Source organism: Paraburkholderia sp. (assembly GCF_004298475.1).
GTDB lineage: Bacteria > Pseudomonadota > Gammaproteobacteria > Burkholderiales > Burkholderiaceae > Paraburkholderia > Paraburkholderia denitrificans.
The window spans coordinates 1-23,504 of record NZ_SCRP01000002.1; the positions used below are offsets into that span (position 1 = coordinate 1).

Genomic DNA, 23,504 nt, shown 5'->3' on the forward strand with positions numbered 1-23,504 from the left:
AGGGATATCCGATACACATTACGTAGGCGGGCTCTGTGTGTGGACAGCTTACGGTTGGGTTGAAAAGCGGATATTTCTATTTGGGACCTACACAAAAAATAATGATAATTTGTATTATGTAAATTATTGGATAAGCGCGAATCCAAAGGATTGCAGCGCTTCACCGCCATTTACGGCAGTGAACAACACATACGCTTCACTACATTGCATCTTCGTGCAGCCAGACTCCCGCGCCTCATCGCGCATTCGGCCAAATTATCCGGGCCAATATACGCGATGAAGAACGGTTGGGCCGACAGAACGACAGCGCCAACCGCCCAGCTTTCAGATGCGTCCCACAGCGTGCGTCACGCCTTCCTGACGAATTCCGATTTCAGACTCATTGCGCCAAAGCCATCCACTTTGCAGTCGATGTCGTGGTCGCTATCGACCAAGCGGATGTTCTTTACCTTCGTACCCATCTTGATCACGCCGCCCGAGCCTTTGAGCTTGAGATCCTTGATGACCGTCACCGTATCGCCGTCCTGCAGGACATTGCCCGCTGAATCGCGATAAACCTTGGCACTGGGTTCGGTCGAAGCAGCTGCTTCCGCCACGGGCCATTCGTGGGCACACTCCGGGCAAATATAGACGGCGCCATCTTCATACACGAATTCGGAATGGCATTTCGGACACGGCGGCAATACGTTCATAAGTCGACCCTCGCACCTGCAACGGCGTTGGTTTTTGATCTGTAAAAAAAAGTCCTGCGACAACGCGCAGGCGGATATGAGCGCGGGGCGCTCTGCCTTTTCGGGCAGGCTGGACGCGTATGGGATTTACCGGCGCACCCGCGTCCCGACGGTGCTTTTCGTCTTGTACGTCACGCCGTGCTGCGCGAGGTATTCGCGGATCAATTGACGGACGACTTGTGAAGGAGTCAGATCCTGCGCCGCGCACAGTTCTTCGAATGCGGCCTTCTTGGCGGGGTCAATCAGTATCGTCAGTCGGGCGCTTTTGGTTTCCATCACGCGGAGGCTTGCCGTCCAAATATGTTAATCAAATTACAATCGATGCCGGACGGCAGCGACCACAACATGGCCTGGCTGCGGCGTCCCGCGACGGCGGCAGCTTAGCATACTGATCCAGGCGGGAATGCACGCCGTGCCTGAAAGCCACAACCAGTTCGCGCAAGCCAGCAGCGCGATCCATGCCGCTCAAGCCGCGTCTGCATGCCTGTGCCCCTTGACCAGAAATTCCCGCAATCGCATGTCCCACTGAGGCTCGCGCACGGTAATCGCGTCGGATTCGATGCACGTCATGTTCCGATCGAAACGCATGGCGCAAAGCTGGTGGACCGGCATCTCGCGAACAAAGAACAGGCCGGTATCGTCGAGTAACAGGCTCGGCCTGCGCCTGTAGCGCGCCGCCATGACCGAAAGCGCGTCCTGCGCATGGCGCGCGGCTTTTGCCGGATAGACGAACACGACGTTGACGCCCGTCGCATCGAGCCTGTCGCATGTTGTCTCGAAGCGATGGAGCAACTGAAACCCACGCCCGCTTGCTTGACCGACGCACACGGCGACAAGCCCCTGCTCGCCCGCCGCCTCGCGCAGAGACAAGCGTCGGCAGTCGTGCGACAGCAATGGAACCTCGACGTCAACCATCCCAAACCCCTTTCGGCTCGCTGCGCCGGCGTCTTCATTGGCCAGCTCATTGGCCAGCTCATTGGCCAGCTCATTGGCCAGCTCATTGGCCAGCTCATTGGCCAGCGGCAGGCAGCCCTGCTGTCGTTACACGAGTGTAATTGCATGTTAATGTCATTTGCATGATATGTAAATGCAGCCACGCTGTTCCTGCGTAACGCTCCGCTCTGGTCATGCCGGAGCAGTTCTGCTAGCCTGTTCATGCCGTTAACATACGGTGTTAACCAAATGCGCTCGCAAATGCGCTCGATATGACACGAGTCACCTGCACACCACGCATGCATAGTTGGCGGAATCCGGCGTTGTCATTCTGCTCAACGCCCGGCTTGATTCTGCTCGCTCCGATGCTCGCAGCATCGACTCGTGCGAAGATCGATACACGCGAAAGCGTGCTTTCGGGCGGCCTCGATCCTGGCGTTGGCGCGTACGCGAAGCACATGAAGAAACACAACGAAATAGCTTGCGGCGCCTAGCTGACGCGACAGGAGACCAGGTTCGATGGAACATCGCTTCGTGATCCAGCTCGCTCTGTACGTTGTCGCCGGCTGGCTGGCGATCGGGAGCGCGGGTCTCGCGAACCTGCGCCGCACACGCGTGGTGGCACACGCGCTGTTCCCCGCGGGCGCCCTCCTCGGCATGCTGATGTTCGGCCTCGGCGTCGCCGGTATGACCGGCGACGTACAAACCATCGTGCTGCCGCTCGGTCTCCCCGGCTTGCCATTCCACTTCCGCCTCGATGCGCTCTCGGCCTATTTCCTCGCCGTGCTCGGCATGGTGAGCACAGGCATAAGCGCATTCTCCGCAGGCTATTTCCGCAAAGGCGAAGGCACCTCACCCGGCCTGCTGTGCTTCGAATATCACGTGTGCCTCGCGAGCCTTGCGCTCGTGCTCCTCGCCGACGACGCCTACAGCTTCCTCGTCGCCTGGGAAGCGCTGACGCTTTCCGCCACGTTCCTCGTGATGAGCAACTCGCGCATCGCCGAAATCCGCAGCGCGGCTTTTCTCTACTGCCTGATCTCCCACGTCGGTGCGCTGGCAATCCTCGTCGCTTTCGGATTGATGCAGGCCGATACCGGCGACTACACTTTCGCCGTCATGCGCGCGCAGCACCTCGCGCCCTTCCCGGCGTCGGTCGCTTTTGTGCTTGCGCTCGTGGGCTTCGGCGCAAAGGCAGGCATCTTTCCGCTGCACGTGTGGCTGCCCGAGGCGCACCCCGCCGCCCCCTCACCGGTTTCCGCACTCATGAGCGGCTTCGTGCTGAAGGCCGGCCTCTACGGGCTGCTGCGCACCGTCTTCGATCTGCTGCACCTGCAAATCGCCTGGTGGGGCGTGCTGATGCTCGCGCTCGGTCTGTTCAGCGCGCTGCTCGGCGTCGTGTTCAGCGCGATCCAATCGGACATGAAGCGGCTGCTCGCGTATTCGTCGATCGACAATATCGGGCTGATGTTCGTGAGCCTCGGGCTCGCCGTCCTGTTTCGCGCGTTCGGCATGAACAGCCTCGCCGCGCTTGCGATGACCGCGTTGCTCTATCAGATCGCGAGCCACGCGGCGTTCAAGAGCCTGCTGTTCGTCGGCACGGGCGCCGTGCTGCATGCGACGGGCGAGCGCAATCTCGGCCGCCTCGGCGGCCTGATTCACAGGATGCCGTGGACGGCCTGGACGGTACTGGTCGGCGCACTGGCAAGCGCCGGGTTGCCGCCGCTTTCGGGTTTCGTCTCCGAATGGCTGTTGCTGCAGAGCTTTCTCTTCACGCCCGCCCTGCCCAATACCTTCCTGAACATGGCCGTGCCGGTCATCGCCGCGCTGGTCGCGCTCGTTGCGGCGCTCGCGGGCTACACGATGGTCAAGTTCTTCGGGATCGTCTTTCTCGGACAACCACGCGAAGCCTCGCTCACGCGTGCACGCGATACCGGTGTGTGGGGGCGCGTGGGCTTCTGCTGGTTCGTCGCCGCAACCGTGCTGCTCGGGTTGCTGCCCGTGCAGATCGTCCGCCTGCTCGCACCCGTCACGCGCCAACTCGCAGGCGCCGATCTCGGCGAGGCGGTGTCGGCAAGCCGCTGGCTGCTGCTCGCCCCCACCAGCGTCGATCGCGCGAGCTACATGCCCGCCGTCTTCCTTGCGTTCTTCCTCGGCTGCTGCGCGCTCGCGTGGCTGCTTGTGCGGCGCTTCTATCACGGCCGGTTGCGTCGCTCGGCGCCATGGACCTGCGGCAATCCGTTCGTGACCGCACGCATGCAGGATACGGCGGAGGGCTTCGGCCAGCCGATTCGCGAAATCTTCACGCCGCTCTTCAAGATCGAGCGCGACACGCCCTCGCCGTTCGACACGCAGCCGACCTACCGCGTGGTAATCGCCGACCGCACGTGGGGCTGGCTCTACGCGCCGCTCGTACGCACCGTACAGCGCATCGGCGCGCTCGCAGGCAAGCTGCAGACCGGCCGCATTGCCGTCTACCTCTCGTACAGCTTCGCCGCGCTGATCGTTTTGCTCATTCTGGTGCGCAGATGATCACGTTTTCCGGACTGCTCTCGCAAGCGCTCGAAATCCTCGTGGCACTCGCCGCGGCGCCGCTCCTGTCGGGCTGGGTCGCCATCTGCCGCGCACGGCTGCAAGGCAGGCGCGGCCCCAGCATCTGGCAGCCGTACCGGACGCTGCACAAGCTCTTCAACAAAGAATCGGTCGTGGCGCAGCACTCGAGTCCCATCACGCGCCTCACGCCCTATGTCGTCTGGGGTGCGATGACGCTTGCGTGCGCAATCGTCCCCACGCTCTCGACCGATCTGCCGCTTTCGCCGGCCGCCGATGCAATCGCGCTCGTCGGGCTGTTCGCGCTCGCGCGTGTCGCGACTTCGCTCGCCGCGATGGATGCAGGCACAGCGTTCGGCACGCTCGGCGCGCGTCGCGAAATGCTCGTAGGCTTCCTCGCCGAGCCCGCACTGCTCATGGTGCTGTTTTCCGCCTCGTTGATCACGCAATCGACGCTGCTCACGCGCATCGTCGCCCTGCTCGGCCATGGCCAGCTGGCCATCTATCCGAGCCTCGCGTTTGCGGGCATCGCGTTCACCATGGTGTCGCTCGCCGAAAACGCGCGCCTGCCGGTCGACAATCCCGCGACGCACCTCGAACTCACGATGATCCATGAGGCGATGCTCCTCGAGTACTCCGGGCGCCATCTCGCGCTGATCGAATGGGCATCGAGCCTGAAGCTCTTCGCGTACTCGTGCATCGGCCTGGCGCTCTTCGTGCCCTGGGGCATCGCCGAGGCGGGCAACCCGCTCGCGCTGCTGTTCGCCGTGCCCGTGCTGTTCGCAAAGCTCCTCGCGGGCGGCGCGCTGCTCGCGCTTGTCGAGACGCTCAACGCCAAGATGCGGCTCTTTCGCGTGCCCGAATTCCTCGCGACGGCGTATCTGCTCGCCGTCATCGGCATGCTCGTCCATTTCCTGCTGGGGGCGTAATGCACGGGCTTGCCACGCAGATCATCAATCTCCTCGCCGCGATCCTGTTGTTGATCTCCTTCGCGATGCTGAGCCAGCGGCGCATTCTCGCGCTGATCCATCTGTACACGCTGCAGGGCCTCGTGCTTGCCCTTGCCAATCTCGTGCTCGGCTCCCTGCTCGCCGACACGCACCTCTACGTCTCCGCCGCGCTGACGCTCATGCTCAAGGTCGGGCTGATTCCGTGGATTCTCTATAGGCTCGTGCAACGCCTGAACGTGACGAGCGACATCGAATCGCTGCTCAACATTCCCGCCACGCTGCTCACGGGCATCGTGCTCGTGATCGTCGCGTTCAACGTCGCGCTGCCGCTCACGCAGTTCGCTTCGTCGGTTGCGCGCGGCACGCTCGGCATCGCGCTCGCGTGCGTGCTGCTCTCGTTCCTGATGATGATCACGCGCGCGAAAGCGATCCCTCAGGTGATCGGTTTTCTCTCGATGGAAAACAGCCTCTTCTTCGCGGCGGCGGCCGCCACGAACGGCATGCCGATGCTCGTCGAACTCGGCATCGGCCTCGACGTGCTCGTGGGCATGCTGATTCTCGGCGTGTTCATGTTCCAGATCCGGGAGCAGTTCGACAGCCTGGATATTCCCCACCTCGGCGAGCCCGACGATGATTAACGCCTGGAGTGTCGCCTGGAGTTTCGTCTGTTGTAGCGCCTGGATTCTCCCGGCGGTGCTCGCGCTGCCGCTCGTGGCGAGCGCGACGCTCGCGCTGGCAGGCGCGCATCGCATCGCACCTGTCCTGAACGCCGGGTTCAGCCTCGTGACCTTCGCCGCCACGCTCCTGCTTGCACAGAACACCGTGGCGCACGGCCCGGCATTCGCGTTCGGCCAGTTGTTCTACGTCGATCCGCTCAACGTTTTTCTCGCGGCGCTAACCGCATTCGTCGGCTGGACCACGGCCGTTTTCTCGAAGCCGTACATGCGCACCGAGCGCGACCGCGGCCGGATGAGCGCGGGCCGCACGCGGCTGTATCACGCGATGTACCAGTTGTTCGTGTTCGCCATGCTGCTCGCGCTCCTGACCAACAACATGGGCGTGTTGTGGGTTTCGATGGAAGCCGCGACGCTCGCGACCGTGCTGCTCGTAAGTGTCTATCGCACTGCGGCCAGTATCGAGGCGGCGTGGAAATACTTCATCCTGTGCGGCGTCGGCATCGCGCAAGCGCTCTTCGGCACGATCCTGCTTTACCTCGCTGCAAGCCGAGGCCTGGGCGGCAGCAACGCCCTGCTCTGGACCAGCCTCAATGCCGCCAAGGCGAGCCTCGACCCCGTCATCGTGTCGCTCGCATTCGTGTTCCTGCTGATCGGCTACGGGACCAAGGTCGGCCTCGTGCCGATGCACAACTGGTTGCCCGACGCCCACGCCGAAGGCCCGACGCCGATCTCCGCCGTGTTGTCCGGGCTGCTGCTCAACGTCGCGCTCTATGCGGTGCTGCGCTGCAAGGTGCTCGCCGACGGCGCGCTCCAGAACGGCCTGCCCGGACGGCTGCTCGTGGGCTTCGGGCTGCTCTCCGTGCTCGTCGCGACGTTCTCGCTCCTCAGGCAGAAGGACGTGAAGCGCCTCTTCTCGTTCTCGTCGATCGAGCACATGGGCATGATGAGCTTCGCGTTCGGGCTGGGCGGACCCGTGGCGACGTTCGCGGGCCTGCTGCACATGACGACGCATTCGCTGATCAAATCGGCCATCTTCTTCACGGTGGGCCACGCCGCGCAAAAAACCGGCACGCAGTCCATCGACGGCATTCGCGGGCTCGTTCGCGTGAGTCCGCTCGTCGGCTGGGGCATGATCCTCGGCACGCTCGGGATTCTCGGCATGCCGCCGTTCGGTGTTTTCACGAGCGAATTCCTGATTCTCACCACGGCGATCCATGCGCAACCCTGGGCCGTACCGCTTCTGATGCTGGCGCTCGCCGTCGCGTTTGCAGTCATTTTCCGGCACGTGCAAGGCATGGCATTCGGCGAACCGACTGCGCGCCGCCTCGACCATCGGCCCGCCGTGCTGCCGGTATTCATTCATCTGGCCATCGGGCTTGCGCTCGGGCTCTACATCCCCCCCTGGCTTGCGGCGTGGTATCACGCGGCCGCGGCCATGATTGCAGGATGATTCATGCGGATCGACGCACTCCAGTTACCCGGCCTCAGCCCCCTCGCACACTTCGCCGATCGGCCGGTCACGTTCGTTGCACAGGCCGATGCCGCCGCATGGATCGACGTCGCCAACCTCGTCGCGCAGGACGGCGGCCGGCTGGTCACGATGTGGGGCGCCGAAGAGCGCGATGGCACGTTCACGATATGCGCGGCCTATGCCGTCGAAGACGGCCTGCTCTGGGTCCGGCTGCCGCTTGAAAAAGGATCGTCCGGGCCCGCCGAGTACCCGGATCTCTCGGCGCGCTTTGTCTGCGCAGCCCGCATGCAGCGCGCCGTCCACGATCTGACCGGGCTGCGCGCATGCGGGGCGGACGACACGCGCCCGTGGCTGAATCACGGCAACTGGCCCGCCGACTACTTTCCGTTGCGCAAGTCCGCATCCGGCCTGGAGCGCTTCGAATCGAACGAAGCGGATTACGCGTTCACGCGCGTCACCGGGGACGGCGTGCACGAAATCGCGGTGGGGCCCATTCACGCGGGCACCATCGAACCGGGGCACTTCCGTTTCTCCGTCGTCGGCGAAAAGGTGCTGCGGCTCGAAAAGCGGCTCGGCTACGCCCATCGCGGCGTCGAGCGTCTGTTCGAGCGAACGCCGGCACTGGCAGGCCATCGCGTCGCGGGCAGGATCGCGGGAGACAGCAGCGTAGCGTTCGCATGGGCGTACTGCATGGCGCTCGAGCGTGCGCTCGGCACGACCATTCCGATGCGCGCGCAATGGTTGCGTGCGCTACTGCTCGAACGCGAGCGCGTCGCCAATCATCTGGGCGACCTCGGCGGGCTCGGCAACGATGCGGGCTTCGCCTTCGGGCTCGCGCAGTTTTCGCGGATGAAGGAGGACTGGCTGCGCCTGAACGAGCAGGCCTTCGGCCACCGTTACCTGTTCGACGCGGTCGAGCCCGGCGGCGTCGCGCGCGATCTCAGCAAGGCTTGCGCCGACGCGATCGTCGCCCAGAGCGAGCGCATCGAGCGCGAGGTCCGCTCGATGCGACGCATCTACGACGATCACCCGGGATTGCAGGATCGCTTCACGAACACCGGCATGCTGAACCCGCAGATGGCCGCCCAGTTCGGCGTATGCGGGCTCGCCGCGCGGGCGAGCGGCGCCACCATGGATCTGCGCAGCGATCATGGACCGGTCCCGTATAGCGAGATTGGCGCGCGCCATGCCAGCGACAAACGCGGCGATGTCGCCGCCCGCGTTGCGCTGCGGTTTAGCGAAATCGATGAATCGCTGCGCCAGATTCGCGCGATCGTCGCGGGGCTGCCAGGCGGCAGCGTTGCCGTTCTACCTGAAATCGCGCGCCCGCCTTCATATGGCGCCGGGTGGATCGAAGGCTGGCGCGGCGACGTGCTGGTCGCGCTCGAAACCGGCGAGGACGGAACGCTCGCCCGCTGCCATTGCCATGACCCGTCATGGCAAAACTGGCCTGCCGTCGAAGTTGCGATCATCGGCAATATCGTTGCGGATTTTCCGCTCATCAACAAATCGTTCAACCTCTGCTATGCGGGGCACGACCTGTGACGTGGCAACTTCTCAAGCGAATCGCGAGCACCCGCGCACCGGCCGAACCCGTCCCCGAGGGCGGCAACGACTGGCGCACGGAATCCCAGCAGCTGCACCAGCAAATCCTCGACGTGCTGGGCCGCGCCCTGTGTATCCGGCAGATCGACGCGGGCTCGTGCAACGGCTGTGAACTGGAGATTCACGCGCTCAACAACCCGTACTACAACATCGAGGGACACGGGATCCGCTTCGTTGCGAGCCCCCGGCACGCAGACATGCTGCTGATCACCGGACCGCTCGTATCGAACATGCGCGAGGCCGTGCGACTGGCCTACGAGGCAACGCCCGCTCCCAAGCTGGTGGTGGCCGCCGGAGAGTGCGCGTGCACCGGGGGGATATTCCGGGACAGCTATGCCGTCTGCGGTCCGCTCGCGCGGTTGCTGCCCGTCGATGTCACCATACCGGGCTGCCCGCCTTCGCCGGTCGAACTCCTGAGAGGCATTTTCGCCGCCGTTCGCGCTTCGAAGGGTTAGGCGGGGAATTCGTATTTCGCAATCCCGGGAAGATCTCCGATGTAGTCGTGAAGTCCCGAGTGAGTGACAGTGACATTTGTCGCGCCACGCACTGTGCCGCCGTGACGAAGAACCAGTTTGCAGAACGCAAAATCTTCTCCAAGGCCAGGGCGTGACTGAAAATATGAGTCGCAACGCAACCCATCATATTCATTCATATAATAAGAAGTGAGTTTGGCCACTCTTCTGAGACGCTCGAAACATGAGCGCGAAACAAGCATCAACCCCGAGCCGACAGCATCGACGGGAATCAATTGTCGCCCGACGGAAACCGTCGCCGCATTGTTCGGTATGGAAAACATACCTTCATAGATACCGCCGAGATTAGCCAGGTGCGCTGGATTGATATCGGGATTAGCCAGCACGATCTTCTTGATACGATGCCAGTCGATTTTTCGCTTTGGACAGATGACACCGACCACATCGGCATCATTCACCTGCTCGAACATCGCAATTAACTCATCGACGCTAAATCCTATATCGTCATCGACAAACAAGACATGCGAGCAATTCGTTTCTTTCAGAAAAATACTAACCAGCAAATTTCTGGCGTGGTCTATCGGGCTGACTCCGTTGAGAATTTTGATGTCGAATCCAAAGCCCCTGGAATAGCACTTTGCCTGCAGCTCGGAAATGGATCGCACGTAACTTGACGACATCATGGCCCGGAGACTTGGGGTGGCAATGCAAATGGAAAAGTTTTCCATTCCGCCGACTTTCATAACAATTCACCTCTTGCGCCGCTGAACGTATCGACAATCTGGCCTCCCGTTCTCGCGCCCTGCCTGCGCAACCGGCACTCGAAACCCTGCGCGGCAAGAAGCAAGAGAGAGAATATTTCTGGAAGCCCCGGCTATCCCCGACAACGTCCGAAATCTGTTGAAAGTAGTGTGAAATTTCCGTAGGAGTCCAGTAACGCCAGACGTCTGAGCCAAACTCCAGAATTGAAGCAACCGTGGAGTGAAGGCTACCACGACACCCAATCGCAGAGTCGGGTCCATGCATGAATGAACAGCACATCATGCTGTTGAAGTTGGCCTTCGACTCCGATTGTCATAACGATCCAGCAGTTGGTTAGTCATACTGACGCCCCGACAACGTGTATCACTTTTCATCCAGACACACCGGAGATCAGAAAATGACAGCACCTGAATCGAGGCCCCAAGCCGTACCGACAAAATCGTCCGACCCTGGGCTTCAATCCTGCCACCGCGTCCGCCACTGGCTGGCCTGCGGCGCACTGCTCCTCTCCATCGCCCCGAGCGCTTTCGCGTGGGGCGATGGAGGGCACCGGATCGTCGCGAAGATCGCCGACCACTACCTGACGAGCAGCACGCGTGCCGCCGTCAACGCAATGCTCGCAAACGACAGCACTGGCCTGACCGCGACAGACATGGCCAGCGCAGCGAGCTGGGCCGACCGCTATCGCAACAAACATCCTGAAACTGCGAACTGGCACTTCGTCGACACTGAAATCAGCGACGGCGACATCGATGCCGCGTGCTTTGGCCATCCGCCATTGCCGCTCAACACGCCAGCTTCCGCCGGCCCGGCTACTGCATGTGTGGTCGATAAAGTGGATCAATTCACGAAGGAACTGGCGGCGCCTCAGACCACCGACGCCGAGCGTCTGCTCGCACTCCAGTTCCTGCTGCACTTCGTTGGCGACCTGCACCAGCCGTTGCATGCAAGCGACAGCAGCGACCGCGGCGGCAACGACAAGCTGGTGTCGGCACCCGGCATCGCGCCTGGCAAGCTGCATAGTTACTGGGACACGGCGTTCGTCAAACGGCTCGGCAGCGACACCAATACGGTCGCCAGTCAATTGATCGGCAACATCACCTGCGACCAGGCCGCAATCTGGCAGACGCGGACACCGCGCGACTGGTCTCTGGAGGCGTTCGACATCGCGAAGCAGGATGTGTACGGCAAGCTGCCCGCGCCGAACAGTTCGGGAACCTATGCGTTATCGGACGACTATGTCTCCACTGCACAGCAAGACGTCGCTCTGCAATTGAGCCGCGCGGGCGTGCGGCTCGCGATGGTGCTAAACGGCGCAAATCTGAAGATGCTGGGGGCGACAAGCCCGCCGGGCTCGACCAACCCGCCGGGTTCGACAAGCCCGCCGGGCGATGGCGTTCTGGTGTGGGTCAACACGAAGACAGGCGTTTATCACTGCCCTGGCTCGGCGTATTACGGTAATACGCAGCAGGGCGTCTACATGTACGAAGATCAGGCGAAAGCGGGCGGCTATCGTCCAGCGGGAGGAAAAACCTGCTCGGCCTGATGAGGCCGCTGAGTGACTTACCGATGCACCTCCGTCCGCTTTGCCACTGACGGAGGTGCATCGGTTTCACATCTTCGAATGGTAAAGCAACGAACCCTATTGCCCAGAAGGTCCACGCCGCGCCCTCCCGATCCGCCTGGCCACCGTTTATTCCACGTTGCCGCCGATGCGTAATTTATGAGACGCGCCGGTCACGCACGCATTTACAATGCCGCGCTTCAGTTGAAATTTTCCAGCCAACGTATTCTGGGCAGATTAATTGCGCATGAAAAAATTGCTAAAGCGAATCGGCATTATCTTTGCCATATTTGTAGCATTGCTTATTGTCGGCGCCTTGCTTTCCCCCGAGCAACCGGCAACTCATACGGGTGCTGCGCACGGTGCTTCCAAAGTCGCGATTTCAATGACCGACAGCGTGTACGCACCATCGAATAGCCTTCGCTGCACTACGTGATGGCGGCGTCAGCCGCCATCGGCACGCCGCTTATTCCAGCCTCCGAATATGCTTGAGGCCAGCCGCTCCGTCTTCGAGCAATGTGCGCGCGAGTTCGTGAACAGCATGTGCGGAGAGATTCTCGTTATTCGCGGGCACCGCAAGCAGATGGCAAGCTGCCTCGCGTGCCTGGCGCTGCTGGTCGGATGCGGGCAGTGCAGCCGCGTTGGGATCCTGCACGACGAAAAAGCCATACTTGCGCAGTGAACGCAACGCCGACGATATGTTCAGCGCCCAGCGCTCGTGCTCGCTGTCGATGATGTGCTGAAGCTGCTCGCTCATAACTTTTCCCTGGAGTTAAGTCGCCTGTTCCCCGTGCGCTGTTGCACGTGCTCGTGATCGCAGCCCGTCCGGCCTAAACCGGCATACAAGCGCATCAGGGACGTCATGCCGAACCTTTACTGCATAACGGCATTGTTAGCGTCGTCTTTAGTCTCGCCTGCTTCCCGCCTGATAACGACTGCAACCTTGTATCGCGTCTTCACAGACTCGATCAGATTGATAAATTCCGGCCGAATGTGAATTCCACGATATAAACAGGATAGAGAGAATTCGCCGATTCAATAAATATTGATATCGCGTGTGGCCAATAAAATTGATTGAAACATCAAAATCAAATTATCACACCACCAGGCTTAATTGCATTTACGCAACTCATTTGAGAAGGCAATTTAACGGTTTAGTTTTGCGTCGTACATGGGTTGCCGCAATTGCTCGACGTTTCGCCGCATCCTCTGTCAGCAAAAGATCGTTCCGTGCTCTGCACGGCTTGTGGCCGTTGTGGCCCCGATGCCACGGCGCAACACCATGGCGCAACACGATGGCAACAATTACGCGCACCTGGGTTTGCCGTTCCGCAAAGCGCTTCTTTGTGCTCGCCTCTTCTCCGAAAACGGACGTTACCCGGCTCCCTGCCGGCCCGGTTTGCAGGGGGCGGATCACGGTTATCGCATTTACTCAAAACAGATTAAAAACGATGCGTAAATGATGTTTATAAGTATAAAAATCATACAAGTTCAATGTATAAACCCAATAAATTTTGATACTGTTCGTGTCGCATTCCGCTAATTGCCTTCTCTAAATTTTGACTTCACCGTCAGATTAATTCGAACCGCATTGCGCAATGCATCCGGCGGATCCGTTCGGCTGTTTAATTTTTGCAAAGCAACCATTCATCGCATTCAGGCGGTTGCCTTATTCACGAGGTAAGGTATCAGGAATGTAAAATGAATAAAATATATCGTTCGATCTGGAATGAAGCGCTGGGCGCATGGGTTGCGGGATCTGAAATCGATGCCGTTCGCGGGAAATCTGCCGGCGCCGTCAATAAGAAAGCGATTGCGGCTGCTGTTTCATTGGCGGCACTTTTCGTTTCCAGCCCAGCCATGGGCCAATACTCCGCTGGGGGCGGTAACGCAACGGGGGCCAACTCGATTGGTATTGGTACCAATGCCAGTGCAGGCGGGGCTTACGGCGTTGCGGTGGGTAACAACTCCACCGCATCGAATGCGGGGACCGTCGGCTTGGGCTCGGGCGCAAGCAGTGGCGGCGTGGGATCTGTTGCACTGGGTAACGACACCCGCGCAGCCGGAGACAGTTCGGTTGCAATTGGTGGAGGCAACAATACCGGCACTGGCGGAGCGAGTGCCCAGGGTGTAAATGGCGTTGCTATTGGCCGCAACGCTTTAACCGATTCGACTACAACCGGTGGTGTGGCGATTGGCTACGGCGCAACGGCTACAGCGGGCGGACTCAACGGCGCTATCGCAATCGGTACGTCCGCAGTGGCGTCAAATGCGTCGGCCGCGGTGTTTGGCCCCAATGCAACCGCCTCAGGCGCAAGCAGTTCGGCTCTCGGTAACAAAGCAACCGCCTCAGGCGCAAGCAGTGTGGCTCTCGGCAACTGGGCGTTAGCCAACGGCTCCACGACGACAGCCCTTGGCCCCAATGCCACAGCAAGCGTCACTGGATCGGTTGCACTGGGTCAGGCAGCCACTACGGTTGGAACGGCGACATCGGCGACCGCCGGTATCGGCGTGTATAGCAGCGCAACGATCGGAAACCTCACTTTCGGTAACTTTGCTGGTTCAAGCGGTGCGGCAGGCGTGGTCAGTATCGGCGGCACCGGTACCGAGAAACGTCTCCAGTTTGTCGCGGCCGGTTTGGTCACCCCCACGAGCACCGATGCAATCAACGGTAGCCAGCTTTATTCTGTCGCAAGCACGACGGCGTCGAGTATCGCCAGTTTGTCTACTTCCGACTCGACAGCGTTGAGTTCTCTGTCGACCGGGCTCAGTACAGCCGATAGCTCGATCACGTCGTTGTCGACGTCGACCTCGACCAACGCCAGTTCTCTGTCGACCGGACTGAGTTCCACCAACAGTTCTCTCACCTCGCTGTCGACGTCGACCTCGACCAACGCCAGCTCCCTGTCGACCGGACTGTCGACAGCCACCAGTTCGATTACTTCGCTGTCGACGTCCACGTCGACCGGTATAAGCTCGCTGTCGACCGGATTGAGTTCGACAACCAGCACCGTCACATCGCTATCGACGTCGACCTCGACGGGACTCTCAACGGCCACGAGTTCGATCACATCGCTGTCCACGTCCACGTCGACCGGTATCAGCTCGCTATCGACCGGATTGAGTTCGACCACCAGCACCGTCACGTCGCTGTCCACGTCGACCTCGACGGGATTGTCAACGGCCACTAGCTCGATCACTTCGCTGTCGACGTCCACTTCGACCGGGATCAGTTCCCTGTCGACCGGATTGAGTTCGACCACCAGCACCGTCACGTCGCTATCGACGTCGACCTCGACGGGATTGTCGACGGCAACCAGTTCGATCACTTCCTTGTCGACGTCCACTTCGACCGGTATCAGTTCGCTGTCGACAGGATTGAGTTCGACCAACAGCACTGTCACGTCGCTATCGACATCGACATCGACGGGATTGTCGACGGCAACCAGTTCGATCACTTCCTTGTCGACGTCCACTTCGACCGGTATCAGTTCGCTGTCGACAGGACTGAGTTCGACCAGCAGCACCGTCACATCGCTATCGACATCGACATCGACAGGATTGTCGACGGCAACCAGTTCGATCACTTCCTTGTCGACGTCCACTTCGACCGGGATCAGTTCGCTGTCGACGTCCACTTCGACCGGGATCAGTTCCCTGTCGACCGGACTGAGTTCGACCAGCAGCACCGTCACGTCGCTATCGACATCGACCTCGACGGGATTGTCGACGGCCACTAGCTCGATCACATCGCTGTCGACATCCACGTCGACCGGCATTAGCTCTTTGTCGACTGGGCTGAGTTCAACGAGCAGCACGGTCACCTCGCTGTCCACATCGACCTCGACGGGAATCAGCTCTCTGTCGACGGGCGTCAGTTCGCTGTCGACCGGACTGAGTTCGACCAACAGCACCGTCACGTCGCTATCGACCTCGACCTCGACCGGACTCTCAACGGCTACCAGTTCGATCACATCGCTGTCGACCTCCACCTCAACCGGTATTAGCTCTCTGTCGACTGGACTCAGTTCGACCAACAGCACGGTCACATCGCTGTCGACGTCCACGTCGACCGGTATCAGCTCGCTATCGACTGGACTGAGTTCAACCAGCAGCACCGTCACGTCGCTATCGACGTCGACCTCGACAGGGTTATCAACGGCAACCAGTTCAATCACTTCCTTGTCGACGTCCACTTCGACCGGTATCACCTCCCTGTCGACCGGATTGAGTTCAACCAACAGCACAGTCGCCTCGCTATCGACGTCGAATTCGACTGGCGTCAGTTCCTTGTCGACCGGACTGAGTTCGACCAACAGCACGGTCACGTCGCTATCGACTTCGACCTCGACCGGACTCTCAACAGCGACCAGTTCGATCACTTCCCTGTCGACCTCAACCTCATCGAGCGTCAGCTCGCTGTCCACCGGTTTGAGTACGGTTGTGGTCACAACCAATAACCTGGGCACCACCACGGCTGCAGCGCTCGGCGGGGGCGCAACCTACAATGCCGCCACCGGCGCCATCTCCGCGCCGTCGTACACGATGTACAACGCGAACGGCACGACCAGCAGCGTCAGCAGCATCGGCTCAGCCATCGACCATATCAACAGTCAAGGCATCAGGTACTTCCACGCCAACTCGACCGGCGCGGACAGCCAGGCACTCGGCACGAATTCGATCGCGCTCGGGCCGAACGCCGTCGCAACCAACGCCGGTGACGTCGCGCTTGGCGCAGGCTCGACCACTGCCGCACCCAAGCCGACAGCCGGCACGACACTCGGCGGCACACCCTACTCTTTCGCCGGTTCGAATCCATTGAGTGTGGCGAGCGTTGGGGCTGCCGGGGCGGAGCGTCAAATCACCAATGTTGCGGCCGGCGAGATCTCCTCGACGAGTACCGATGCCATCAACGGTTCGCAGCTTTACGCGACCAACACCGCGCTCAATGCGCTATCGACGGGCATTTCGACGGGCACCAGCACGCTTGATTCACTGTCGACCGGTTTGAGCACGACCAACAGTACCGTCACCTCGCTGTCGACCGGATTGAGCACGACCAACAGCACGGTCAGTTCCCTGTCGACCGGCCTGAGCACGACCAACAGTACCGTCACCTCGCTGTCGACTGGATTAAGCACGACCAACAGCACGGTCAGTTCCCTGTCGACCGGCCTGAGTTCGACCAACAGCACCGTCACGTCGCTATCGACCTCGACCTCGACCGGACTCTCAACGGCCACCAGTTCAATCACTTCCCTGTCGAGCTCAACCTCATCGAGCGTCAGCTCGCTGTCCACTGGTTTGAGTACGGTTGCGGTCACAACCAACAACTTCGGTAGCAGCACGGCTGCAGCGCTCGGCGGGGGCGCAACCTACAATGCCGCCACCGGCGCCATCTCCGCGCCGTCGTACACGATGTACAACGCGAACGGCACGACCAGCAGCGTCAATAGCATCGGCTCAGCCATCGACCATATCAACAGTCAAGGCCTCAAGTACTTCCACGCCAACTCGACCGGCGCGGACAGCCGGGCGCTGGGCACGGATTCGATTGCGCTCGGACCGAACGCCGTCGCAAACTACGCCAATGACGTCGCGCTCGGCGCAGGCTCGACCACCGCTGCGCCCAAGCCGACAGCCAGATCCATCGCGACAGTCGGCGGCGTACCCTACTCTTTCGCGGGTTCGAATCCATTGAGTGTGGTGAGCGTTGGGGCTGTCGGGGCGGAGCGTCAAATCACCAATGTTGCGGCCGGCCAGATCTCCGCGACGAGTACCGACGCCATCAACGGCTCGCAGCTCTACGCGACCAACACCGCGCTCAATGCGCTGTCGACGGGCATTTCGACGGGCACCAGCACGCTTGATTCACTGTCGACCGGTCTGAGTTCGACCGACAGTACCGTCACCTCGCTGTCGACCGGATTGAGCACGACCAACAGCACGGTCGGCTCCCTCTCGACCGGCCTGAGCACGACCAACAGCACGGTCACGTCGCTATCGACGTCGACCTCCACCGGCATTGGCTCACTGTCCACCGGACTCGTATCGGCCAACAGTTCCATCGCGTCACTGTCCACCTCGACTTCGACCGCCGTAGACGGCATAAAACCGCATTACGTCAGCATCAACGATAACGGCACGCAACAGGGTAACTGGAACAATGACGGCGCAACGGGCGCCAATGCACTGGCCATCGGCGTGAACACAACCGCGGCGGGCGGCGGCGGCGTAGCCGTGGGCGATGGCGCAGCAGCGGAATCGAGTGGCGCCGTAGCCATCGGGCAGCAGACGATGGCCACGGGCGGCGAGTCCGTGTCGATTGGCTTCACCAATACCGCGAGCGGTATTAAAGCAATCGCTATCGGCAACGCAATCGTTGCAACAGGCGACAATTCGATCGCACTCGGCAGCAGTTCGACCGCAACCGCTGCCGACTCGCTCGCATTCGGCGCAAACGCCGTCGCGAACAATGCGGGCGCTGTTGCACTAGGTGCCGGTTCGATCACCGCTGCTCCGAACCCGACATCGAATGCGACGATTGGCGGCGTCACCTATGCGTTTGCCGGTGGCGCTCCGCTCAGCGTGATCAGCGTCGGCGCGCTGGGCGCAGAACGCCAGATCACCAATGTCGCCGCGGGGCGCATTTCCGCCACCAGCACGGATGCTGTGAACGGCAGCCAGCTCGACGCGGCGTATCGAGTGGTCAATTCATTGTCCACCTCGGTATCTTCGTTGAGCACGGATTTGAGCACGACCACCAGTATCGTGGATACGCTCCCGCCGCTTGCCGGCGGCAACGAATCTTTGTCGACAGGTTTGAGCACATCGGAAAGCTCGATCGCTTCGCTTTCGACAGGCATGGCGGACTTCAACAGTTCCCTGGCGTCGCTATCAACATCTTTGGCGAATCAGCCTCCTTCGTCCGGCGCTCCGGGCACGGGCGCCGACATGAGCATCCCGGGCAGCGTCGCACCGACCGTCACGCCAGGGTCGAATTCAGTTGCGCTAGGCGCAGACTCCACAAACAGCGGTCGTTCAAACGTCGTGTCGGTAGGCAACGATACGCAGCAACGTCAGATCATCAACGTCGCCCCAGGCACAGAAGGCACGGACGCTGTCAACCTTAACCAGCTCAATGCGCTTTCGACGTCGTTTACGCATTCTGCGCAGAATCAGCAAATGCAAATCAATAGCTTGAGCGCTGAACTACAAAACACCAACAAGATGGCGCGGCAAGGCATTGCCGCGGCCACTGCCCTGACCATGCTGCCGCAGGTCACACCGGGCAAAACGTTCACTGTCGCGGTTGGCGTAGCGCGTTTCGCCGGGCAATCCGGTATGGCCTTCGGCGCGAGCGCGAATCTGTCGTCGAACGCAGTGTTGAAGGTCGGCATCGGCATATCGGGAGACAACAAGACGTACGGCGCGGGATTCGGATATGGCTGGTGAGCGTAGCTACGCTCAGGGCACATTGGCTCTCTAAATTTTTTGCATGACTAAACACATGGCAAACATGCTCATAAAATCATCCCTGACCATCATTGCACTCGCCGCTGCTTTAAACGCACACGCACAATCCAATGGCGAGTCGGCCAACGAACTGCTGCAGGAGGCAGACGTCGTATTTCGTCACCTGGACAACGGGCAGATCAGAGTCGTGTGGAATGGGGCGGCCAAATTCGTGAAAGACCGTATCGAACGGGATAAATTCGAAACCAGCATCCTGGAGACCAGGAAAAAACTCGGCACGGTCAGCCGTCGTGGCTGGGCACAGATCACCCGGATCATCTACACGAACGCGCTCGAACTGCCCGACGGGCTGTATGCGAATATCGACTACGCAACGACACTCGCAACCGGTGCGACAGTGTTTGAAAAAGTGAGTTTTCGCCTCGAAGACGATGGTCGCTGGCACTTTACCGGCTACGTGCCTCGCCTGCAGCAGGGTGCTGTGCAGTGAGATATCCACGCAATCGCGGGAATCACCAGGATCGACATGGTCATTGACGTCATAATTGCCGACGATCACCCGACGATCGTTGCTGGCGTCGTCTGCATACTCGGTGCAGTCAAAGCAATAAGAATCGCCGGAACCGCGAATAATCCCGACGAGCTGGTTAAATTACTCGAAACGAAACCGTGCGATGTCCTGGTATCGGACTACATGATGCCGAACGGAACGTTTGGCGACGGCTTCGAGATGTTTTCCTGGCTGCGCCGGCGGTATCCTGATTTAAGAATCGTCGCCTTTACCGTCATCGATAGCCCGGCCATCGCGCGGCAGCTCACGCAGATCGGTGTGCGTGCATGCATCAACAAGTCTGTTGACCCAAGCTACCTGATCGCCGCCATCCACACTGCATGCGCGGATGACGCTTCCTTTTCACGCCGCGCCGTCTGCAAGGCCTGGACGCAAGAACCTGCTGTCAACGGTCTTGGCCTATGCATGGGTTTATCGAAGCCTGAGGCACAGGTGATCCAGCTCTATGCGACCGGCATGTCGACCGTCGAGATTGCGCGCAAGCTTGACCGGTCCAGACACACCATCGACGCACTGAAGGCAACTGCCATGCGCAAGCTCGGTATCGCTGACGATGCTGAATTGTTGTCTTATGCGTTCAAGGTCAGCTTTCACGGCGCAGTGCACTGAGCCTGCCCCGAAAAGCTGACGCATCGACGTCCGGATAGTTTGACGGCCCGATGGACAGGCGGCGGCTAAACCCTCAACGATGGCGGCATATAACGGCATTCATAGCGCTTGCGCACCGTGCCGTTCTCATCGACGCTCTCCAGGTACACGTCGAACTGCCACAGCCTCACCATGTGGCGCAGCACTTCATCGGTGTCGTTGGAAAGATGGCGGTTGTCGCTCATGAAGTGGCGCAGCGTGAGGCTTCGGTCGCCGCGCATATTGACCGACCAGACCTGGATGTTCGGCTCGCGATGATGCATGTCGTATTGCCGCGAGAGCGCCTGGCGCACGTACTGGTAGCCGCTGTCGTCGTGGATCGCGGAGACTTCGAGCGCGTCGCGCATGTCGTCGTCGAGCACGGAAAAGAGCCGCATTTCGCGGATCAGATGTGGCGAGAGATATTGCGCGATGAAGCTCTCATCCTTGAAATTGCGCATCGCGTAGTGCAGCGATTTGAGCCACGGGCTGCCCGCCAGTTCGGGGAACCACTTGCGGTCTTCGTCGGTGGGGTTTTCGCAGATGCGGCGAATGTCGCTCATCATGGAAAATCCCAGCGCATACGGATTAATGCCGCTGTAATAGTGCTTCGTTACGGGCGGCTGATACACGACGTTGCTGTGCGAGTGCAGGAACTCCATCATGAAGCCGTCTTCGAGTTTGCCTTGCGCATACAGCGTATTGAGCAGCGTGTAATGCCAGAACGTGGCCCACCCTTCGTTCATGACCTGCGTTTGCCGTTGCGGATAGAAATACTGACCGATCTTGCGCACGATGCGAATGACTTCCCGCTCCCACGGCTGCAAGAGCGGCGCATTTTTCTCGGCGAAATAGAGCAGGTTTTCCTGCGGCTCGGGCGGGAAACGCTCTTCCACTTCCTCAGCGAGCGGCCGATGCCTCGCGGGCAGCGTGCGCCACAGATCGTTGACCTGCGACTGCAGATAGGCTTCCCGTTCGCGTCGCATCGCGGCCTCGCGCTCGAGCGAAAGCTTTTGCGGACGTTTGTAACGGTCCACGCCGTAATTCATCAGCGCGTGGCAGGAATCGAGCAGTTCCTCGACGCGATCAAGGCCATAACGCTCTTCGCATTCGGCAATGTAGTTTTTCGCGTAGACGAGATAATCGATGATTGCGTGGGCATCCGTCCAGAGACTGAACAGGTAATTGCCCTTGAAAAACGAATTGTGACCGTACGCGGCGTGCGCGATGACGAGCGCCTGCATCGTCATCGTGTTCTCTTCCATGAGGTACGCAATGCACGGATTCGAGTTGATGACGATCTCGTACGCGAGCCCCATCTGGCCGCGCCGGTAACTCTTCTCGGTCGCGAGGAAGTGCTTGCCGAACGACCAGTGCCGATAGTTCACCGGCATGCCAACCGATGCGTAGGCGTCCATCATCTGCTCGGCACTGATCAGCTCGAGCTGGATCGGGTACACGTCAAGCTCATATTGCTCCGCAACATGCGCGATGTGCGTGTCGTATTCCTCGATCAGTTCGAAGGTCCAGTCGGACGGGCACGGCAACGGCCGTCTATCGGCTAAGTCCATGTGCACTTCCCTTGGCTCGCGAAGCCCACGCTCCGGCTCGCGAGCGGGTTCGGAAACATGACCCGGTTCCCCGGCGGCGGGCGCAGTGGCGTCCTCCCTCACACCACGGTGCCCCTTATCGTGGCCACCAGTCTTCCGGCGCTCGGGCTGATAGCCGCGCGCTTCGTTGTGCAAGTGGCGTGTCGTCATGATGTTTCCACCTGCTTTTCAAACAACTCCCGGAAAACCGGGTAAATATCCGCCGCGGAGTCGACTTTCTTCATCGCCAGATGCGGCTGCGTAAGCGCCAGTTGCGCGTATTCGAGCCAGAGATTCTGCTCTTCGGGCGTCACCTGGATATACGCAAAATAACGCACCTTCGGCAGGATGTCATCCAGGAGGATCTTACGGCACTTCGGCGAATCGTCCGTCCAGTTGTCCCCGTCCGACGCCTGCGCGCCGTAGATATTCCATTCGCTCGGCGAATATCGGTCCTCGATCACCTCTTTCATGAGTTCCAGCGCACTGGAAACGACCGTACCGCCGCTCTCGGTGGAATGGAAAAAGGTGTCTTCATCCACCTCTTCGGCACGCGTATGGTGACGGATGAACACCACCTCGATGCGCTCGTAATTACGCTTGAGAAAGAGGTAGAGCAGGATGAAAAAGCGTTTGGAAAGATCCTTGCGCTGCTCGTCCATCGAACCGGACACATCCATCAGACAAAACATCACAGCCTGGCTCGAAGGCTGTGGCTGTTTGATGCGGTTCACGTAGCGCAGATCGAAGGGATCGATGAACGGAATGCGCCAGATGCGGCCGCGCAGATGGTGGATCCGTTCTTCGAGGTCGCGGATTTCTTCGCGCCGGTCGGCCGGATCGGCCTTGAGCACCTCGAGTTGCTCCTCGAGTTCATGAAGTTCGCTGGCGAGCGGCGCACCCAGCGCGATGCGCCGCCCGAGTGCGCTGCGCAGCGAACGTACGACATCGATGTTGTTGGGCGTGCCCTCGGCGGCCCAGCCCATGCGGATGCTCTTCCAGGTGGGCACGGCCATCAGATGGGTTTTGACGAGGCGCGGGAGTTCGAGGTCGTCGAAGAAGTACTGCATGAACTCTTCGCGCGACAGTTCGAACACGAAGTCATCCTGGCCTTCGCCTTCGTTGCTCGCCTGGCTTCCGCCGCCGCCCGCGCCGCCTTGCGGACGCGGAATGCGGTCGCCGCGCACATAGTCCTCGTTGCCCGGATGCACCATCTCGCGCCGCCCGCCTGGACCGTGGCGGAACGACGGTTCGGCGATATCCTTGCGCGGGATCGTGATGCTCTGGTTATTCTGGATGTCCTTGATGCTGCGATCACGCACCGCTTCCGATACGGCGTGACGAATATAGTTTTTCACGCGGCGCAGAAAGCGCTCGCGGTTTGCAATGCTCTTGTTCTTGCCGGCCAGCCTGCGGTCGATGATTTGATGAAGCACATTCAGTCTCCCGCTCCAGTTTCGAATGAGCGAGGCGCAGCGCGTTGTGCATCTGCGTCGCGCTTATGGCCATGCGGCCCGCGCCCCGCCGG

General features: G+C 60.4%; 17 protein-coding genes and 2 pseudogenes. 11 read left to right on the top strand and 8 right to left on the bottom strand.

Annotated features, from left to right (window positions below; genetic code table 11):
• Window positions 1-347 precede the first annotated feature (347 nt).
• From EPN59_RS00180 to EPN59_RS00190, 3 genes are all read right to left on the bottom strand, one after another.
• On the bottom strand, window positions 348-692 hold the full coding sequence (locus tag EPN59_RS00180; protein ID WP_293042554.1) for a zinc ribbon domain-containing protein YjdM: 345 nt from the start codon (window positions 690-692) through the stop codon (window positions 348-350).
• Between the two features lie 126 nt (window positions 693-818).
• Complete coding sequence (locus EPN59_RS00185; RefSeq protein WP_293042551.1) at window positions 819-1,007, bottom strand: ribbon-helix-helix protein, CopG family; 189 nt, start codon at window positions 1,005-1,007, stop codon at window positions 819-821.
• A gap of 189 nt (window positions 1,008-1,196) precedes the next feature.
• A complete protein-coding gene (locus EPN59_RS00190; RefSeq protein WP_293042549.1) occupies window positions 1,197-1,646 on the bottom strand; it encodes a hypothetical protein in 450 nt (149 codons plus the stop codon).
• Between the two features lie 537 nt (window positions 1,647-2,183).
• On the opposite strand from EPN59_RS00190, the gene hyfB reads away from it, so the two are divergent.
• The 6 genes from hyfB to EPN59_RS00220 are packed head-to-tail and all read left to right on the top strand — an operon-like array spanning window position 2,184 to window position 9,369.
• Window positions 2,184-4,193, top strand: coding sequence for a hydrogenase 4 subunit B (gene hyfB / locus EPN59_RS00195; protein WP_293042546.1), 2,010 nt, complete (start codon window positions 2,184-2,186; stop codon window positions 4,191-4,193).
• Window positions 4,190-5,140 carry an NADH-quinone oxidoreductase subunit H gene (locus tag EPN59_RS00200; RefSeq protein WP_293042544.1) on the top strand — a complete coding sequence of 317 codons (951 nt, stop codon included), beginning with the start codon at window positions 4,190-4,192 and terminating at the stop codon, window positions 5,138-5,140. Before hyfB ends, EPN59_RS00200 begins: the two co-directional genes overlap by 4 nt.
• Complete coding sequence (locus tag EPN59_RS00205) at window positions 5,140-5,799, top strand: formate hydrogenlyase (RefSeq protein WP_293042541.1); 660 nt, start codon at window positions 5,140-5,142, stop codon at window positions 5,797-5,799. The genes EPN59_RS00200 and EPN59_RS00205 overlap by 1 nt, the downstream gene beginning before the upstream one ends.
• Window positions 5,792-7,288: a hydrogenase 4 subunit F gene (locus EPN59_RS00210; protein WP_293042539.1), complete on the top strand. Its 1,497-nt coding sequence runs from the start codon at window positions 5,792-5,794 to the stop codon at window positions 7,286-7,288. The genes EPN59_RS00205 and EPN59_RS00210 overlap by 8 nt, the downstream gene beginning before the upstream one ends.
• Window positions 7,289-7,291: 3 nt before the next feature.
• A complete protein-coding gene (locus EPN59_RS00215; RefSeq protein ID WP_293042537.1) occupies window positions 7,292-8,854 on the top strand; it encodes an NADH-quinone oxidoreductase subunit C in 1,563 nt (520 codons plus the stop codon).
• Window positions 8,851-9,369, top strand: coding sequence for a formate hydrogenlyase (locus tag EPN59_RS00220; RefSeq protein WP_293042535.1), 519 nt, complete (start codon window positions 8,851-8,853; stop codon window positions 9,367-9,369). The genes EPN59_RS00215 and EPN59_RS00220 overlap by 4 nt, the downstream gene beginning before the upstream one ends.
• Here EPN59_RS00220 and EPN59_RS00225 read toward each other — a convergent pair.
• Window positions 9,366-10,130, bottom strand: a complete 765-nt coding sequence (locus EPN59_RS00225) for a hypothetical protein (protein ID WP_293042533.1) — start codon at window positions 10,128-10,130, stop codon at window positions 9,366-9,368. The genes EPN59_RS00220 and EPN59_RS00225 overlap by 4 nt on opposite strands.
• 416 nt (window positions 10,131-10,546) lie before the next feature.
• On the opposite strand from EPN59_RS00225, the pseudogene EPN59_RS00230 reads away from it, so the two are divergent.
• Window positions 10,547-11,452 (top strand): annotated as a pseudogene (locus tag EPN59_RS00230) (S1/P1 nuclease); the annotation flags it as partial.
• Window positions 11,453-12,179: 727 nt separating this feature from the next.
• Here the strand turns inward: EPN59_RS00230 and EPN59_RS00235 are convergent.
• The gene (locus EPN59_RS00235) at window positions 12,180-12,470 is read right to left on the bottom strand and encodes a hypothetical protein (protein WP_293042531.1); all 291 of its coding nucleotides are present in this window, start codon (window positions 12,468-12,470) and stop codon (window positions 12,180-12,182) included.
• Between the two features lie 1,004 nt (window positions 12,471-13,474).
• Here EPN59_RS00235 and EPN59_RS19670 point away from each other — a divergent pair.
• Window positions 13,475-14,404: pseudogene (locus EPN59_RS19670) on the top strand (hemagglutinin); the annotation flags it as partial.
• Here the strand turns inward: EPN59_RS19670 and EPN59_RS19675 are convergent.
• Window positions 14,395-16,164 carry a hypothetical protein gene (locus tag EPN59_RS19675; protein ID WP_363928518.1) on the bottom strand — a complete coding sequence of 590 codons (1,770 nt, stop codon included), beginning with the start codon at window positions 16,162-16,164 and terminating at the stop codon, window positions 14,395-14,397. The pseudogene EPN59_RS19670 and the gene EPN59_RS19675 sit on opposite strands and share 10 nt — an antisense overlap.
• Between EPN59_RS19675 and EPN59_RS19680 the strand changes: the two genes are divergently transcribed.
• From EPN59_RS19680 to EPN59_RS00250, 3 genes are all read left to right on the top strand, one after another.
• Window positions 16,157-19,168 carry a YadA-like family protein gene (locus EPN59_RS19680; protein ID WP_363928529.1) on the top strand — a complete coding sequence of 1,004 codons (3,012 nt, stop codon included), beginning with the start codon at window positions 16,157-16,159 and terminating at the stop codon, window positions 19,166-19,168. The genes EPN59_RS19675 and EPN59_RS19680 overlap by 8 nt on opposite strands.
• A gap of 64 nt (window positions 19,169-19,232) precedes the next feature.
• A complete protein-coding gene (locus EPN59_RS00245) occupies window positions 19,233-19,679 on the top strand; it encodes a DUF4019 domain-containing protein (RefSeq protein ID WP_293036202.1) in 447 nt (148 codons plus the stop codon).
• Between the two features lie 36 nt (window positions 19,680-19,715).
• Entirely contained in the window at window positions 19,716-20,369 is a 654-nt protein-coding gene (locus EPN59_RS00250; RefSeq protein ID WP_293036194.1) for a response regulator transcription factor, read from the top strand.
• Window positions 20,370-20,434: 65 nt separating this feature from the next.
• Here the strand turns inward: EPN59_RS00250 and EPN59_RS00255 are convergent, their stop codons facing one another.
• Together EPN59_RS00255 and EPN59_RS00260 are read right to left on the bottom strand one after the other, a co-directional pair.
• Window positions 20,435-22,147 (bottom strand): SpoVR family protein, encoded by a 1,713-nt coding sequence (locus EPN59_RS00255; RefSeq protein ID WP_293036191.1) that lies wholly within the window; start codon window positions 22,145-22,147, stop codon window positions 20,435-20,437.
• Window positions 22,144-23,412, bottom strand: a complete 1,269-nt coding sequence (locus EPN59_RS00260; protein ID WP_293036188.1) for a YeaH/YhbH family protein — start codon at window positions 23,410-23,412, stop codon at window positions 22,144-22,146. The genes EPN59_RS00255 and EPN59_RS00260 overlap by 4 nt, the downstream gene beginning before the upstream one ends.
• Window positions 23,413-23,504 lie beyond the last annotated feature (92 nt).